Annotated in this window: 12 protein-coding genes; 10 read left to right on the top strand and 2 right to left on the bottom strand. The window is 44.3% G+C overall.

The window, feature by feature from the left end:
* Positions 1 to 2 precede the first annotated feature (2 nt).
* The 8 genes from H1A11_RS12295 to H1A11_RS12260 all read left to right on the top strand — a co-directional run bounded on the left by H1A11_RS12295 (position 3) and on the right by H1A11_RS12260 (position 13688).
* On the top strand, positions 3 to 1649 hold the full coding sequence (locus H1A11_RS12295; protein ID WP_181757272.1) for a RagB/SusD family nutrient uptake outer membrane protein: 1647 nt from the start codon (positions 3 to 5) through the stop codon (positions 1647 to 1649).
* Positions 1650 to 1849: 200 nt separating this feature from the next.
* On the top strand, positions 1850 to 4780 hold the full coding sequence (locus H1A11_RS12290; RefSeq protein ID WP_117965226.1) for a GH92 family glycosyl hydrolase: 2931 nt from the start codon (positions 1850 to 1852) through the stop codon (positions 4778 to 4780).
* Between the two features lie 18 nt (positions 4781 to 4798).
* Complete coding sequence (locus tag H1A11_RS12285) at positions 4799 to 5662, top strand: endonuclease/exonuclease/phosphatase family protein (protein WP_181757271.1); 864 nt, start codon at positions 4799 to 4801, stop codon at positions 5660 to 5662.
* Positions 5663 to 5675: 13 nt separating this feature from the next.
* Positions 5676 to 6818, top strand: a complete 1143-nt coding sequence (locus tag H1A11_RS12280) for an alkaline phosphatase (protein WP_181757270.1) — start codon at positions 5676 to 5678, stop codon at positions 6816 to 6818.
* Between the two features lie 20 nt (positions 6819 to 6838).
* Positions 6839 to 8443 (top strand): trehalase family glycosidase, encoded by a 1605-nt coding sequence (locus H1A11_RS12275; protein WP_181757269.1) that lies wholly within the window; start codon positions 6839 to 6841, stop codon positions 8441 to 8443.
* Positions 8444 to 8457: 14 nt separating this feature from the next.
* The gene (locus tag H1A11_RS12270) at positions 8458 to 9909 is read left to right on the top strand and encodes a glycoside hydrolase family 125 protein (protein WP_117600841.1); all 1452 of its coding nucleotides are present in this window, start codon (positions 8458 to 8460) and stop codon (positions 9907 to 9909) included.
* Complete coding sequence (locus tag H1A11_RS12265; protein ID WP_181757268.1) at positions 9906 to 12227, top strand: glycoside hydrolase family 20 protein; 2322 nt, start codon at positions 9906 to 9908, stop codon at positions 12225 to 12227. Before H1A11_RS12270 ends, H1A11_RS12265 begins: the two co-directional genes overlap by 4 nt.
* 12 nt (positions 12228 to 12239) lie before the next feature.
* Positions 12240 to 13688 (top strand): PA14 domain-containing protein, encoded by a 1449-nt coding sequence (locus tag H1A11_RS12260; RefSeq protein ID WP_181757267.1) that lies wholly within the window; start codon positions 12240 to 12242, stop codon positions 13686 to 13688.
* A gap of 1 nt (position 13689) precedes the next feature.
* Here H1A11_RS12260 and H1A11_RS12255 read toward each other — a convergent pair whose 3' ends face one another.
* Together H1A11_RS12255 and H1A11_RS12250 are read right to left on the bottom strand one after the other, a co-directional pair.
* On the bottom strand, positions 13690 to 14862 hold the full coding sequence (locus tag H1A11_RS12255; protein WP_117965236.1) for a DNA-binding transcriptional regulator: 1173 nt from the start codon (positions 14860 to 14862) through the stop codon (positions 13690 to 13692).
* A gap of 67 nt (positions 14863 to 14929) precedes the next feature.
* Positions 14930 to 15364 carry a thioesterase family protein gene (locus H1A11_RS12250; protein WP_117600845.1) on the bottom strand — a complete coding sequence of 145 codons (435 nt, stop codon included), beginning with the start codon at positions 15362 to 15364 and terminating at the stop codon, positions 14930 to 14932.
* 80 nt (positions 15365 to 15444) lie between these two features.
* On the opposite strand from H1A11_RS12250, the gene H1A11_RS12245 reads away from it, so the two are divergent.
* Both H1A11_RS12245 and H1A11_RS12240 read left to right on the top strand, forming a co-directional pair.
* Positions 15445 to 16008, top strand: a complete 564-nt coding sequence (locus tag H1A11_RS12245) for an L-threonylcarbamoyladenylate synthase (protein WP_117965256.1) — start codon at positions 15445 to 15447, stop codon at positions 16006 to 16008.
* Between the two features lie 9 nt (positions 16009 to 16017).
* Positions 16018 to 17808: a chloride channel protein gene (locus H1A11_RS12240; RefSeq protein WP_138344958.1), complete on the top strand. Its 1791-nt coding sequence runs from the start codon at positions 16018 to 16020 to the stop codon at positions 17806 to 17808.
* The last annotated feature ends 67 nt before the right edge of the window (positions 17809 to 17875 follow it).

Raw genomic sequence — 17875 nt, 5'->3', positions numbered from 1 at the left:
TTATGAAAAAAAATATATTGTTTTTAGCTATGTCGGCTGCACTATTGACAAGCTCTTGTAGTGATTTTCTAGATGTGCAGCCTGAAGGAAATGCTACTATAAATGCCTATTTCTTGAACGATCAACAAGCCATTGATGCCGTTGACGGATTGTACGAACGCTTCCATCAGGAGGCTCTTTATGGACGTGAACTTTTTTGGGAGCAGGGAGCTGCTTGCGATGTGGTATGGGGGCGTACTCGTGACTATACCGACTTGGCTCTTTTTAAAAATGATGCTTCCAGCTCTACTCCGTTAAATGGTATTTTTGAAACGCTCTATAAAGTGATGGCGCGTTCCAATTGGGTAATAAAAAGTTTATTGGATAAGGAGAAAAAAACAGCTCTTACACCCGTAGAAACACGAAGCTTGGGTGAGGCTTACTTTACTCGTGGATGGGCACACTTTTTGATGGCCTATCGTTATGGATTGCCCGAGCAAGGAGTGCCTTTTGTTCGCTATGAAGATTTTGAAGGTGACTATGATTATTCTATTCCACCTCAGCAGAAGTCAGTGGAAGACAACTATAGGATGATTATTGAAGACATGGACTGGGCTATAGAACGCTTGCCTCGTTTGGAAGACTATGATGCGGATAATATCGGGCGTGCACATGATGCCGCTGCTGTGGCTTTTAAAGCCAAGGTTTATGCCTATTGGGCTACTTGGGAACCTGAAAAGTGGAAAGATGTGATTGCCATGGTCAATGATTTGGAATCTACCTACCGCCGCAACTTGGCAGGCTCTTTGGATGAAGTGTTCTCTTCGGAGTTTGCCGATTTCTATAATGAAGAATACATTTGGGCCATTCCCGGTAATGGAGGTTCCAATGGAGGCGGTTCCGAATTTCCCGGCGTTGTCTTAGAGAACAAGGGATGGGGAATGTATAATGGCTGGGGACAGAACAAGCCTTCTTATGATATTTATGAGGAGATGCGCAAGGACGGTGAAGGAAATGCTCGCCTGATTCGTTCTATTTTGGAATACAATCAGGAATTCCAATTCTTTGGAGAGACTCGCCGTTTCTATTCCTCTTCTGATATAGAAGCAGGATTCATGATCAACAAATATATGGATCCATTCAAACACAAGGACCCCACTACCGGTTACATTAATAGCAACGGTGACTGGCCAACGGCACGGATTAATTTCCCGGTCATCCGTTTTGCCGAGATGTTGTTGTTCCGTGCGGAAGCTTACTTGATGACTAATCAGGCTGATAAGGCATGGACTGATTTGAACCGTATTCACAAACGTGCTTGTGGACGGGATTTGGATACCCCGGCGCCAGCTACCATGACACAATTGTATCATGAACGTCGTTGTGAGTTGGCTTTTGAATTTACTGATCACTTGTTTGATTTGAAACGTTGGCATCGTTCTTCCAATGCTGAAATCAAGGCGTTAGCAAAGAAAGAGCTGAATGCACTTCCTCGTGTACGTATTTATGAAGAACGTTCTAATCCGGAGTCGAATTTCAGGATTGATACTTATGAAGCATTCCGTAAAGCATCTAAAGTTTATGAGGACTACCGTATGGTTTTCCCTTATCCGTACCAACAGATTGTGAATTCTAATGGTCAGTTGAAACAGAATCCGGGTTATAATTAATCTCCTTTATAGGAAGTTGGAAATATAGATAGACCTCATTGCCATTGGTCTAATCTGCAGGGGTTGGTATTTTCGGGTATTGATCCTTGCAGATATTTCTTCTTTTTCTTTCATTTGCAAAGGCTATTCATAAAATCATTTTAATATACGGAGAGACGGCATTCCCGACAGTCTGCAGCGCTCTTCAAATATACAGTCTGATGAAATTAAAAACTCTTATATGTGCAGCTGCTGCTTTTGGGGCTTGCTGTTCTTGTACGTCCGGTGAACTATCTCCCGTAGACTATGTAGACCCTTTTATCGGTACCGGCTTTCATGGGCATACTTATCCGGGGGCAACCGTTCCGTTCGGGGCGGTACAGTTAAGTCCTGACACGCGTGCCGGAAACTGGGATGCTTGTTCAGGGTATCATTATGATGATACGACTCTAAAAGGTTTTTCACACACACATTTAAGTGGGACCGGATGCATTGATCTTGGGGATATACTGTTTCGTCCTACTACGCTGAAACCGGATTTGACTACGGAAAACATTTACCAGCCGGCGGCTTTTTCCCATAAAGACGAAGATGCTTCTGCCGGATATTATTCGGTTGTTCTGAAAGAAGAAGGAATAAAAGCTGAATTGACGGTAACGGCACACGCCGGTATGCACCGCTATACGTTTCCTTCCGGCAAAGAAGCATCTATTATTATAGATTTGACTCATTTGCTTGATAACGAATATATTTATGAGGCTGAACTTGAACAGACTGCCGCCAACGAAATAACAGGTATGCGCAGAACCAGGGGATGGACGGACAATCAGTACGTTTATTTTGTAGCCCAGTTCTCGAAACCTTTTCAGGCCATAGACTTTATACAGAATAAAAAGATGGTTTCTGCAGGAGTTAAGTTGATCGGTACCGATTTGCAGGCTTGCTTGTCCTTCGATAATAGTAATGGAGAGCCGGTTATAGCCAAAGTTGGATTATCCATTGTCAGTGAAAAGAATGCACGTGAGAATTTGGAAACCGAGGTGATAGGTTTCGATTTTGATGCCGTGCGTAGTGCTGCCCGTTCCGCTTGGGAACAAGCTCTCTCTGCTATTACGGTAGAAGGCGGCAATACGGACGACTTGAAGAATTTCTATACAGCCATGTATCATTCTATGGTTGTACCCAATGTCGTGAGTGATGTCAATGGTGAGTACCGCCGTCATAATATGGAGGTTGGGCAACTGCCAAAAGGTAAAGTGCAATATTCTACATTTTCGCTTTGGGATACTTTCCGTGCATGGAATCCGTTGATGACTTTGATTGATACAACTTTGGTCAATAATATGATAAATTCCTTTTTGGACATTTACGAATCTTCGGGTGAACTTCCTATCTGGCCGCTTTCTGCCGGAGAGACGGGAACTATGATTGGTTATCATGCAGTGTCCGTTATAGCAGATGCTTATATGAAGGGTATTAGAGGATTTGACGCGGAAAAGGCGTTGGAAGCTATGGTAGTTTCTTCTGAAAAGAACAAAAAGGGAGCCGATTACTATATTCAGAATGGCTTTATTCCTTCTAATATAAAGAAAGAGTCCATCTCTTGTTTGCTGGAGTTTGCCTATGATGACTGGTGTATTGCACGTATGGCTCAGGAAATGGGTAAGGATGATATTTATCAAAAGTATATTCAACGTTCCCAGAACTATATCAATGTTTTTGATGGTAATACAAAATTCTTCCGCCCCAAGCGGATGGATGGGAACTGGGAAACTCCCTTCAATCCTATTGAGGTAGGTCGTGCCTATACGGAAGCCACAGCCTGGCAGTATCGCTTCTTTGTACCTCACGATGTAAGCGGTATGGCACAACTGTTTGGTGGTAAGGAAGAGTTTTTTACTGCACTCGATTCTATCTTTACTGTAGAGTCGGATATACATGGCGATTTAGTGGATATTACCGGACTGATAGGTCAGTATGTTCATGGCAATGAGCCGAGCCATCATATCGCCTATCTGTACGATTACGTAGGACAGCCTTGGAAGACGCAAGAAATAACACGTCGTCTGCTCCATGAAATGTACGCTCCTACGCCTGAAGGAATCATTGGTAATGAAGATTGTGGACAGATGTCTGGTTGGTATATATTATCCAGCTTGGGTATTTATTCAGTTTGTCCAGGAAGCAATGAGTTTGCACTGACTACTCCTCTATTTGAGAAAGCGGTTGTCAATCTGGCAAATGGAAAGACTTTGACCATCCTTGCCAACAATCCAAAGAAGAATGTCTATATCACAAAAGTAGAATTGAACGGTCAACCGATAGATGTAAATTTCATTACTTATGCACAGTTGATGGAAGGTGGAGAACTTCGTTTTACTTTGTCTGACAAGCCGAATATGGAGAGAGGTGTTTCCTCTGAAGCATCCCCTTATTCCTATACTAAAGATGAAGTCGTTTCCATTCCCTATGTGGATAAGGATTTGAACTTGTTTATGGATAAGGTAACGGTTGCATTGGCCACAACAACCAAGGATGCCGAAATCAGATATACATTGGATGGCAGCGAGCCCACAGAGCAGTCGGCATTGTACGAGCAGCCTTTTGAACTGGACAAGACCACTTTAATAAAAGCCAAAGGATTCAAGGAAGGTCTCCGCTCAAGCAGAACATTATCCATATTGGCAACGAAAGCTGAATTGAAGGCTGCTCTTTCTGTAAATCCTACTCAGAATGGTACATCTTATAAGTACTTTGAAGGCACTTACCAGAAAGTGGCTGATGTAGAGAAGTCACCGTTGCTGGAGTCTGGTGTCATGCCCGAACCTTCTATTAAGGGTGCTAAGCAGGAGGATCATTTCGGTTATATCTTTTCTGGATTGATAAATGTTCCCGAAGATGGAGTCTATACTTTCCAGACCCGTTCGGATGATGGCAGTGTTTTATACATTCACGGTGAGCAGGTAGTCAACAATGATGGTTCCCATGCTGCAATTCCTGCTACCGGAATGGTTGCACTGAAGAAAGGTTTTCATCCTTACAAGCTCTATTACTTTGAAGATTATGAAGGTGAGCATTTAAGCTGGGCTTGGAAACTGCCTTCTGCCGAGAAGTTGGTACCCATTCCTGCATTGGCTTTATTTGTGAAATAATAGTTTAATATATATGCTATGAGAAAGTTATTTTTGTTATTTTTACCTTTGTTCGCTGCATCATGCGGACAGGTGAAGCAGCAGGCATCTGCACCAGAGCCCGTTAATGTCATGAGTTTCAATATTCGTTATGACAATCCGGAAGACAGTCTGGATAATTGGGAGTATCGCAAGGAGCGTGCGGCCAACGCCATTCGCTTTTATGATGTCGACATATTGGGTACGCAAGAAGTACTTCATAATCAGTTGGAAGACCTTAAACAACGTTTGCCGGAATATGGAGTCATCGGTGTAGGCCGTGAAGACGGAAAGGAAAAGGGTGAATATAGTGCACTCTGGTATAAGAAAGAACGTTTCAACTTGCTGGATTCCGGTTATTTCTGGTTGAGCGAGACTCCTGAAGTTGCCGGTTCCAAGGGCTGGGATGGAGCTTGTGAACGTATCGCTTCATGGGCAAAACTGCAAGATAAAGTAAGTGGTAAGGAGCTCTTCGCGTTGAATACCCACTTGGATCATGTAGGTGTTGCTGCACGTCGTGAAGGCATAAGCCTTATGCTGGATAAAGTAAATGAGTTGAGTGGTAACTTACCCGTAGTAGTAACGGGCGACTTTAATGCTAGTCCGGAATCGGATGTCATCAAACACGTGACTGACCCTTCCAACCCGGAACACTTGACAGACGCGCGTCAGGCATCGGCAATTGTTTATGGTCCGGCATGGAGTTTCCATGATTTCGGAAGGATTCCTTACGATAAACGTCCGCTGATTGATTACGTATTTGTACGTAATGGACTGAAAGTTTTGAGGTATGGTGTGTTGGCTGAAACAGAGAATAATGCTTTCCTCTCCGACCATGCTCCTATCTTAGTAACGGTTGAATAATAAAATGATTATTATGAATAAGATAACAAGAATATGTATCATAACACTCTTGGCAGTCCTGCTACTGCCGGTAGAGTTATCGGCACAAAGCCGCCGTGATAAAGAACAGACCTATGTCTTAGAACAACCCTATGAGGTGACAAAGATTACCCCTCCCCAAGGCAAGAAGGTAAAGAATGTCATCTTGATGATTGGTGATGGCATGAGCCTTATGCACGTATATTCTGCTTGGACAGCCAATCGAGGCAAGTTGTTTTTGGATAATTGCCAGGTAGTAGGCTTGTCTAAAACCTATTGTGCCAACAAGTTGATTACAGACTCGGGAGCGGGTGGAACAGCCATAGCTACGGGGCAGAAGACCAACTATCATTCTGTGGGTGTAGATACCGAAGGACGTCCTTTGAAATCATTGGTAGACCTGGCTGCTGCTAAAGGTAAATCTACCGGTATAGCGGTGACCTGCCGTCTGTGGGATGCCACTCCTGCTGACTTCTGTTGCCACAACAAGGATAGGGATGCGGAAGCTGAAATCGTAGCAGATTACGTTAATTGCAGTGCCGATTATGTATTCGGTGGAGGTGCCAAGCTTTTCGAAAATCGTGAAGATGGACGCAATTTGTTTAAGGAACTACGTGACAAAGGATTTCAGACTCCTCGTAGTTGGGATGAATTGGCTGGCATAAAGAGTGGTAAGGTATTTGCCGTACCTTATCCCGTCGATACTCCTCTTCCTGCTGAACGTGGCGACCTTTTGGCACGTGCTTCATTGAAAGGCATCGAATTGCTGGACCAAAATAAAAACGGCTTCTTTATGATGATAGAAGGGTCGCAGCTGGACGACTACGGACACTTCAACGACATTGATTTGCTGATGCAGGAAACACATGACTTTGACCGTACTATCGGTGCCATTTATGAATGGGCTGCCAAGGATGGAGAAACATTGGTAGTAGTTACTGCAGACCATGAGACCGGTGGACTTACGTTGGTTGATGGAGATTTGGCAGAAGGCAGAATCGTATGTAAGTTCTCTACTGGCGGTCATAGTGGTGTAATGGTACCAGTGTATGCTTTTGGTCCCGGTGCAGAGGAGTTTACAGGGATTTTTGAAAATACTGCTATCTTTGACAAGATAAAAAAACTGCTCAATTTGTAATTAAAAAATAACTATTCCCTATGTTGAAACACATTTTATTGCTAGGATTACTTTCTTTTTCCACTCTCCCTTTGCTGAAAGCTCAGAGCTGTGGCAATGATGAAAAGTATCATTTGCCTTATAAAAATACGTATGTAAAGGAACCGTTGGTCACTGAAAACGAATATCGTGTGGCAAAACCTGAGACGATTGTGCCGAAAAGCTTCGAAGAAGCCCGGCAGATTCTTCCCAATCCCATTTGGGGTGGACATGACAAGGAACTTGAAATGTATTGGAAGGCATGGGAAATAGCTATCGGTAATATTCGTGCTCCTCAAGCAGGCTCGGGTTTTGTCTCAAGCTATTTGGATACAGCTTATAATGGTAATATCTTTATGTGGGATTCCTCTTTCATTCTGATGTTTGCCCGCTATGGTACCCGTTTCTTTCCTTTCCAGAATACGCTGAACAACTTTTACGCCAAGCAGCATCCCGACGGTTTCATTTGCCGTGAAATAAAGGCAGATGGTGCCGATTGCTTTGAACGCTATGATCCGGTGAGTACCGGACCGAATTTGATGCCTTGGTGTGAGATGGTCTATTTCCATCAGTTTGGTGATACAGAACGCCTGCACAAGATATTTCCGGTACTTTGTGCTTATTATAAGTGGTTGAAATTGAACCATACTTGGAGAAATGGAACCTACTGGTCAAGCGGATGGGGAACCGGCATGGATAATATGCCCCGTGTTCCGTCGGAATACAGCCCTATCTACAGTCACGGGCATATGATTTGGTTGGATACAAACCTACAGCAATTATTTACTGCCAATTTACTACTTGAGATGGGCTTTTATCTGGAACGTTGGCAAGAGATAGAAGAGTTTGAAGACGAAGCCAAAATGCTGGGAAAATATATCCATGACAATCTTTGGGATGAAAAGACCGGTTTCCTTTATGACCAATATGCTGACGGTACTCTCTGTACAACCAAGGGAATAGGTGCCTATTGGGCTCTGTTTACTGATGTATTGGATTCTGTACAGTTGGACCGTATGGTGAAGGAATTGGATAATCCTGCCACATTCAACCGGAAACACCGTATTCCTTCTTTGTCTGCCGATAATCCCAAATACAAGGAGAATGGCCGTTATTGGCAGGGTGGCGTATGGCCGGGAACTAATTACATGGTGATGCAGGGACTTGTGCAGAAAGGTTATGGTAAACTGGCACGGGAGATTTGTTTGAATCATTATGCTCAAGTGTTTGAGGTCTATAAGAAGACTGGAACTTTTTGGGAATATTATGCTCCGGAAAGTGCTGAGCCGGGATTTATGGCAAGGGATAATTTTGTAGGTTGGGCAGGACTTCCTCCTATTGCCGAATTGATAGAATTTATTATCGGTATTCGGGGAGATTATGCCAAAAAGCAGATTATCTGGGATATGAATTTGACGGAGACTAACGGCATAGAACGTTATCCTTTTGGTCCCGAAGGGCTTATTTCCTTAAAAGCTGAGGCACGCCGTTCGGCAAGTGATGAACCTCGTATTACAGTAGATTCCAATATCGATTTTGAACTGTGTGTACTCTATGGTGGAAAAGAGAAAAAGATAAATGTGACATCCGGTAAGCATACCTATTAAAGAAGACATCAATCATGAAAAACAATATGTCAAGACGCCAATTTCTGAAGACTGGCGGGCTTGCCTTGGCTGCAATGACCTTTCAGCCCGCTTCCGTATTATCTTCATCCGGGACTTTGAGCCAGAGATATGTTTCGTTGCGTCCTTCTGCAAGCAAAAGGAGCTTCATTTCGAAGGCAGTAGATGCTGCCATTGAAGAAGCAAAGCCTAAAATAAAGGACGAGAAGTTGCGCTGGATGTTCGAGAACTGTTTTCCCAATACGCTTGACACTACTGTCAGATATAGAGTGAAGAATGGCAGACCGGATACTTTCGTCATTACAGGTGATATAGATGCCATGTGGCTGCGCGACTCTTCAGCGCAAGTATGGCCCTATCTGCCGTTGATGAAGAAAGATAGGGACTTGCAGCTGATGGTGGCAGGACTTGTCAACAGACAGACTGAATGTATCTTGATAGACCCGTATGCCAATGCCTTCAACGACGGGCCGTTGGGCAGCTATTGGGAAACCGACCATACACAACATATGGTTAAGGAACTGCATGAACGCAAATGGGAGATAGATTCTTTGTGCTATCCCATTCGTTTGGCCTATCATTATTGGCAATACACGGAAGACACGTCTGTGTTCGATGAAAATTGGCATAAAGCGATGCTGCTGGTGGTCAAGACCTTTAAAGAGCAACAGAGGAAACAAGGCTTAGGACCTTATAGCTTTACGCGCGATTGCGACCGCCCTACAGATTCGCAGATTAACAACGGATGGGGAGCACCGGTAAAGCCGGTCGGCTTAATCGTTTCTTCTTTCCGTCCGTCAGATGATGCTACACAATACGGTTTTCTGATTCCTTCTAATATGTTTGCAGTTGTGTCATTGCGCCAATTGGCCGAGATAGAGGATAAAGTTTATGGAAACAAGGACTTCTCTGGCAAATGTATAGCACTGGCAGATGAAGTGGATGCAGCTATCCGCAGGTATGGTACTTTCAATCATCCGGTTTGTGGACGTATTTATGCTTTTGAGGTCGACGGTTTTGGTAACGCGCTTTGTATGGACGATGCCAATGTACCCAGTTTGCTGGCTGCGCCTTATCTGGGTTATTGTTCTTTTAAAGATGCGATTTACCAGAGTACCCGCAAAATGATATGGAGTGACAATAATCCTTATTTCTTTAAAGGAAAAGCCGGCGAAGGGGTAGGAGGTCCTCATGTGGGATTGAATTATATCTGGCCGATGAGCATCATTATGAAGGCTTTTACAACGGATGATTCCGAAGAAATACGTGCTTGTCTGAAGCAACTTCGTGATACGGACGGAGGGACGGGCTTTATGCATGAGTCTTTCCATTCGGAGGATGCCGCGGACTTTACTCGTTCCTGGTTTGCCTGGACAAATACTTTGTTCGGTGAACTGATATTGAAGACAATCAAGGAATATCCCAACTTATTATCCCAAATACTATGAAGATAAGATATTGGTTACTGGCTATGTTATTCATTTTTCTCTCTTGTGGGAGAGTGGCTGATGATGTAGCGACAAACTATGGTATTATACCCATGCCGAATGAACTTGCTCCAATGCAGGGAGTGTATGTCCTGCAAGGGGAAAAAACAGTGGCTGTCCCTTCCGGGGAAGCCGCGATGAAAGTTTTTCATTATTTGGAGGATGCGTTGAAAAACACTTCTGTAACGTTGAAGGGTATTTCGGAAACGGGAAAGGCCGATATTTGCTTATCCATAGATAATTCCTTGCCCGATGAGGCCTATACATTGGAGGTTTCTTCCGATAGGATAAATATATCTTCCAATGAAACTGCCGCAGGATTTTTTTATGGTGTCCAGTCTTTGCTGCAACTCATGCCGGCAGCCATTTATGATGGTGACCGGAAATACGAAGGAAAGATTAGGATTCCTGCTGTCAGCATTACGGATGCTCCCCGTTTTCCTCATCGTGGGGCTATGATGGATGTAGGACGTAATTTTCTGCCAAAAGAGGAAGTGCTGAAGTTTCTTGATTTGATGGCATTCTATAAATTGAATAAATTCCATTTTCATCTGACAGATGACCAAGGATGGAGAATAGAAATAAAGAAATACCCGAAACTGACTGAAATAGGTTCTTATCGTAAACAGACTCAGATAGGACACTCTGATTATTATTTTCCACGGCGTTACGATGGAAAAGAAAAGAGAGGTTATTATACGCAGGAAGAAATAAAGGAAATTGTGAAGTATGCATCCGACCGTTTCATTACGGTCATTCCCGAAATAGAAATGCCGGGACATGCATCCGCAGCACTGGCTTCCTATCCGGAACTTTCTTGCGGACTGGGAAAGACTTATGTGGTGCGTGATTATTTTGATGTTTTTGATGAGGTCTATTGTCCCAAAGAGCATACATTTGAATTCTTACAAAATGTGCTGACCGAAGTTATGGAACTCTTCCCCAGCCATTATATCCACATTGGTGGAGATGAGTGCCCCAAGAAAGCATGGAAGAAGTGTGCCCATTGCCAGCATTTGATGAAGCGGGAAGGTCTGCCCAACGAAGAAGCTCTGCAAAGTTGGTTTATCCATCGGATTGAGCAATTTGTGAACAGTAAAGGGCGTGACATCATCGGGTGGGATGAGATTCTGGAAGGAGGGCTTGCTCCTAATGCTACCGTCATGTCATGGCGTGGCGAAAAAGGAGGTATCGAAGCGGCTCACCAACGGCATAAAGTCATTATGACACCCGGCAAAAAGTGTTATTTGGATTACTACCAGGAAAGTCCGGAATTTGCCCCGTTGGCTATCGGCGGTTTTCTTCCGCTGGATACGGTGTACAATTATAACCCGCTTCCTGCTGAACTGACTCCGGAAGAACAAGCTTATATAATAGGTGTACAAGCCAATATCTGGGGAGAGTACATACAGACTCCCGAGTATTTTGAATATATGGCTTTCCCTCGTTTGCTGGCTATGTCAGAGGTGCAATGGACACAGCCGGAACATAAGGACTTCGAGTCGTTTGCCCGTAGGCTGGATAAGGAGTTTGAACGATTGGATTATTGCGGAGTGAATGCTTGCCGCAACTTCTATGAAGTCAATCAGACTGGTGCGTGGAACAAGTCGCAGCAGACTTATGAGGTGACTTTGAACACCTTCTGTCCGGATGCCGATATTTACTATGCGGTAAATGATTCAACGGTCAACACTTCATCTTCCCTTTATGAGACTCCGATACCGTTGGACGAGGATGCAACTGTTTATTCGGCAGTTTACAGAGACGGTAAGCCGCTAGGAAAAGTGACCTGCAAGAGTTTTGCTGTAAACAAGGCAACCGGATGTGACTATACTTGTAATCCTGAAGCAGGATGGGAGCACTTGAATAAAGGCTTCGGACTGACTGATGGACGACGTGGCTATGCCCGCGACATGCGTCGCTGGATTAGCTTCTACCAGGATACTGTACAGATTGTAGTGGAACTGAAGAAACCTCAAAAAGTCAAGGAAGTTGCCTTTTCTTCTTTATGGAGGCCGGTAAATGGGATATGGCCGGCAAGAGCGATGGGGGTCTCTGTGTCAATGGATGGTCAGACTTTTATTCCGGTGGGCACTAAACGGCTGACTTATGATTTTACCTTGACGGAAGGCACCCGTTTTCCGGTATCTCTTTCATTTGCCGAAACGGAAGCTGCATTTGTCCGCTTGGAATTATTGAGTGGTGGCTTGTGCCCGAAAGGATATTTTCATGAAGGGTTGCAGAGTGAGTTGGCAATAGATGAAATAGAAATATATTAATCTCAAGAAATTATGAAGAAAATAGTTGTTCTTTTAGTTGTACTGTTGGGCTGTATGCCGGTAACGGCTTTTGCGCAGAAGCAATTCTTTTTTAAGGATGGCAAGTTTGTAGTAGCACAGTTTACAGATTTGCACTGGATGCCGGGTTCTGCAAAGTGTGCCGAAACGGCAGCTGCTATCCGTGCTGTCCTGGCAGCCGAACATCCGGACATTGCTATACTGAGTGGGGATGTGGTGACCGATGACCCTGCTATGGATGGATGGAAAAGTGTAGTGGATATTTTCAATGAGGCCAAGATGCCTTTTGTGGTGATGATGGGAAACCATGATGCAGAATACTTGACGCGCAATGAAATCTATGATTTCCTCTTGAAGTCTCCCTACTATGTGGGGGCAAAAGGCCCTGAAGATATTATGGGATGTGGTAATTGTGTGATTCCTGTTTATAGTCCGGAGAAGAAGGACCAGGTAGAGGCATTGCTCTATTGCATGGATTCCAACGACTATCAGCCTAATAAAATCTATGGTGCTTACGAGTGGATTCATTTCGACCAAATAGAATGGTACAGAAAGCAAAGTAAACACTTTGCAGAGAAGAACGGTGGTAATCCCGTTCCTGCTTTGGCCTTCTTCCATATTCCGCTGATTGAATACAACGAAATCAGAGGTGACGGGAAAACTTATGGCAATGACAAAGAAGGTGGAGTTGCCTCTGCTAATATCAATTCCGGTATGTTTGCTTCCTTCCTTGACATGAGGGATGTAATGGGAGTATTTGTAGGACATGACCATGATAACGATTTTATAGGAATAGATAAAGGTATTGCATTGGGATACGGACGGGTGACCGGTGCGGATGCGTATGGAGAGTTGACGAGAGGAGCCCGTATCATTGAACTGTACGAAGACCAATTCAAATTTGATACATGGATTTCTACTCCTTCGGGAAGGGAGGCTGCCTACTATTACCCTTCAGGTCTGAATTCGGATGAAGAGCAGAGTATGGCTTATTTGCCGGCTACGGGAACTTCTCCCAAGAAGCAGGGCGTGGCATATACCTATTATGAAGGCAAATGTAAGCGTGTTGCCGATATTGCCGCCTGCAATAAAGTGAAGGAAGGGGTGATGAAGAACTTCTCGATTGAAGAAGCAGCCGTCCCTGATCATTTTGCTTATGATTTCCGTACGTTGGTGAAAATTCCAGAAAGGGGAGTATACCGTTTCTATACTTTTTCCGATGATGGTTCTAAACTATACATAGACGGTAAATTGATTGTTGATAACGACGGCGGACACAGCGGACGCCGTGCCGAAGGGAAAGTCGCTCTCGAAGCAGGGTACCACGAGTTGCACCTGCTGTATTTCGAAGATTACATGGGCCAGGAATTGGAAGTCGGGTATTCGGGACGGAATGTTCTGGAAACCGTGTTACTTGATACCATGTTGTTTGTACCGGATTAAATCAGCGCTGGTAACTCTTTGTCTGGTACTCTTTCCGATATTCATTGGGGGAAACTTTCTTCAAAGCTTTGAATTGGCGGGACAAGTTCTTCAGGTTATTTATTCCGACTTGTTCCGCCACATCTGCAATCGGAGCATCACTGGCCAACAGCAATTGGGCAAAGCGTTCCATCCTAAGGTTGAAGATATATTTGTGGATGGACTGCTGGGTGACTTGCTTGAAACGAATCTCCAATAAACGGCGTGATAATGGTACTTGTTTCACTATATCCGATACAGTGATATCAGCCGTTATATTCTGATGGATATATTTCAGAGCGGTTTGGATATGGGCATCGGTGGTAGAATAGAAGTCGGTCGAAAGCCGGTTGATGATATTAACTGGTTGGAGCACTACGTCCCGATAAGTGGCCTCCTCATCATTCAATAGATGTTCTATGAGGGCGGCTGCCTCAAATCCGCCTCTTACAATGTTTTGGCTGATACTGGATAGGGGAGGGTCTGAAAGATTGCATATAATCTCATCATTGTCGACTCCTAATATTGCTATCTTGTCGGGCACTCTGATGTTGTTGACTTTACAGATTTCCGTAATGCGGTTACCTTGATTGTCATCGCAAGCCATGAGTGCCGTAGGTTGCGGCAATGACTTTAACCAATTGAGCAGAGGTGGTGCCTCATAAAACCATAAGTCATCAAGTGATTGATCTTGATAAGAATAGAAATTGTTTCCAAACCCTTGGGCTGCTATACATTCATAGAAACCCTCGCAACGTTCTTGTGACCATACCGTATCGCGATAACCGTAGAATGCGAAGTTCTGAAAGCCTTTACTCAGAAAAAACTCTGCTGCCATTCTGCCGGTCTTGCGGTAATCGCCGGTGATGTTTGGAATATTGCTGAACCTTGATTTATAATCCTGGGCCAACGCGATAATTCCGTTTTCACGGAATAGCTCCACATTGTCATCATTGTCAAATCTGCCGATGATTGCATCTGCATGCCATGTCTTTGCCCATTTTAAGACTCCTTCTATACCATGACTGTTTTTGTAGGAGGGTGGCATACGGCATACTACCCATGGCTCATGGCTTTTGGAATAGGCCAATACCCCCTTTAGCAGATTGTACGAAAAGGACTCTGTAAAATCGGTCAATAATATCAATCGAATCATAGCAGTTGACTAAATGTAACAGATTGTTACTTATACAAATGTTAGCTTAATTGACAAATATAGGATTTTATTTCTTTTTCTTCAAATCTTTTCCCTCATATTTGCAGATTGCTTCAATCCACTCTTCTTCCAGTGGTTTGGATTCGTGTTTGGCGAGGTCGAAGGCTACCATGACGGAAGTACAAACGCATTTTACTTCTTGGGTTTCCGTATCGATGACACGCTGTGCCAGATGGAAACTCTTGGTTCCTATTTCAGTAACGGCAGTTTGCACGGCAATATGGTCCGAACCATAAATCTGCGCAAGGAAATTTGCTTCAATATGGACGACAACGATGCCATCCTTTTCCCAATCTACATCCGGGCATACGGAAGCGAAATATTCCGTTTTTCCTAAATCATAAAAAGAAAAGTAAACAGTGTTGTTTACATGGCCGAATTTGTCGACGTCATTGAAGCGTAGTTGTATGGGCAGGGTGTGGTTAAATTGAATTTCTTCCATTGTTTTCTCTTAAACTTTATTTATAATCGCTGCAAAAATACTATTTTTGCATGTTAATCCGTGAACTTATATATCAAGAAATGATAGAAGACATTAAAAAAGCCTGCCAGGTGATGAGCGAAGGCGGGGTAATTTTGTATCCGACAGATACGATTTGGGGCATAGGTTGTGACGCTACCAATGAAGAAGCGGTGCGCCGTGTATATGAAATCAAGCGACGCTCTGACAGTAAGGCGATGCTGGTATTGGTAGATTCCCCGGTAAAGGTGGATTTCTATGTGCAGGATGTTCCAGAGGTTGCCTGGGATTTGATAGAACTGGCTGACAAGCCTCTTACCATAATTTATTCCGGAGCGCGTAATCTGGCTCCTAATTTGCTTGCTGAAGATGGTAGTGTGGGTATCCGCGTCACCAGTGAGGCATTTTCAAAGCGGCTTTGCCAGCAGTTCCGTAAGGCGATAGTCTCTACTTCTGCCAATGTCAGCGGGCAACCGTCTCCCGGCAACTTCAGTGAAATAAGTGAAGACATCAAGTCTGCGGTAGATTATATAGTAGGATACCGCCAAGAGGAAACGGGACGCCCGAAACCGTCCAGCATCATTAAGTTGGGCAAGGGCGGAGTCATCAAGATTATTCGCGAATAAAAGGAAAAAATGGCAGAGGATAAGAGGAGTTTGTTGCAGCGCTTCATCATTTGGCGCGAAAAGAATATCAAGGAGAAGCAATTCATACTGATTCTCAGTTTTCTTGTGGGTATTTTTACGGCGTTCGCCGCACTGATACTGAAAGGCATCATACACTGGATACAGAACTTCCTGACGGACAATTTCAATGCGACGGAGGCCAACTATCTTTATCTGGTTTATCCGGTAGTGGGTATCTTCCTGACCGGACTGTTTGTCCGTTACGTGGTGAAGGACGACATCAGTCATGGTGTTACGAAAATCTTGTATGCCATCTCGCGGCGACAGGGACGTATCAAACGACATAACACTTGGTCGTCCATCATAGCCAGTTCCATTACCATCGGTTTCGGTGGTTCGGTCGGGGCGGAGGCGCCTATTGTGTTGACGGGTTCGGCTATCGGTTCTAATCTGGGAAATATATTCAAGATGGAGCATCGTACGCTGATGCTGTTGGTGGGATGTGGTGCTGCTGGTGCGGTTGCAGGCATTTTCAAGGCACCAATTGCCGGTCTGGTATTTACGCTGGAGGTACTGATGATAGATTTGACAATGTCTTCCTTGTTGCCGTTGCTGATATCCGCGGTGACGGCTGCAACTGTTTCCTATATCGTGACGGGTACGGACGCCATGTTCAAATTCCATTTGGACCAAGCTTTCGAATTGGAGCGTATTCCGTATGTCATTATGTTGGGCATCTTCTGTGGATTGGTTTCCCTTTATTTCACCCGCGCCATGAACTCTGTGGAAGGCGTGTTCGGAAGGTTGAGAACTCCCTATAAGAAGCTGATAATGGGCGGTGCCATGCTGAGTATCCTGATATTCCTTTTCCCACCGTTGTATGGCGAAGGTTACGATACGATAGAATTATTGCTGAATGGAGTGAGTAATGCCGAATGGGACACGGTGATGAATAATTCCTTCTTCTACGGGCACGGCAATCTGTTGCTGATATACCTCATACTGATTATTCTGTTCAAGGTTTTTGCCTCGAGTGCCACGAATGGCGGTGGCGGTTGCGGCGGTATCTTCGCACCTTCATTGTATTTGGGGTGTATTGCCGGTTTTGTCTTTTCACATTTCAGCAATGAAATAGAGATGACGGCTTATCTGCCCGAAAAGAATTTTGCCTTACTGGGAATGGCGGGGGTTATGAGTGGGGTCATGCATGCTCCGCTGACCGGCGTGTTTCTCATTGCCGAACTTACGGGAGGATACGACTTGTTCCTGCCGCTGATGATTGTTTCCGTCAGCTCTTATCTTACCATTATCATGTTCGAACCTCACAGTATTTACTCCATGCGTTTGGCAAAGAAAGGAGAGTTGCTGACGCACCATAAGGACAAGGCCATCCTTACCCTGATGAAGATGGAGAATGTGGTGGAAAAGGATTTTGTGACCGTGCATCCCGAAATGGATTTGGGTGAACTGGTAAAGGCCATTTCTGCTTCGCATCGTAATGTCTTTCCCGTGGCCGATAAGGAAGGAGTACTGATTGGCATTGTTTTGTTGGACGATATCCGGAACATTATGTTCCGTCAGGAGTTATATCATCGCTTTACAGTGGGAAAACTGATGACTTCGGCTCCGGCACGTCTGTATGATACGGACAGTATGGAGCAGGTGATGCGTACCTTTGATGATACGAAGGCGTGGAATCTGCCGGTGGTGGATGCGGAAAACAAATACTTGGGATTCGTGTCCAAGTCGAAGATATTCAACTCGTATCGTGAAGTGTTGGTACATTTTTCAGAGGACTGAGGACATGTACAATTTACCATTTACAATGTACAATTTGCCATTCGGAGTGCTGTGTACATTGTACATG

This window comes from Bacteroides sp. CACC 737, assembly GCF_013874375.1.
Classification (GTDB): domain Bacteria; phylum Bacteroidota; class Bacteroidia; order Bacteroidales; family Bacteroidaceae; genus Bacteroides; species Bacteroides uniformis.
The sequence above is the reverse complement of the archived record's forward strand: the minus strand, read 5'-3'. Positions and strand labels throughout refer to the sequence as shown.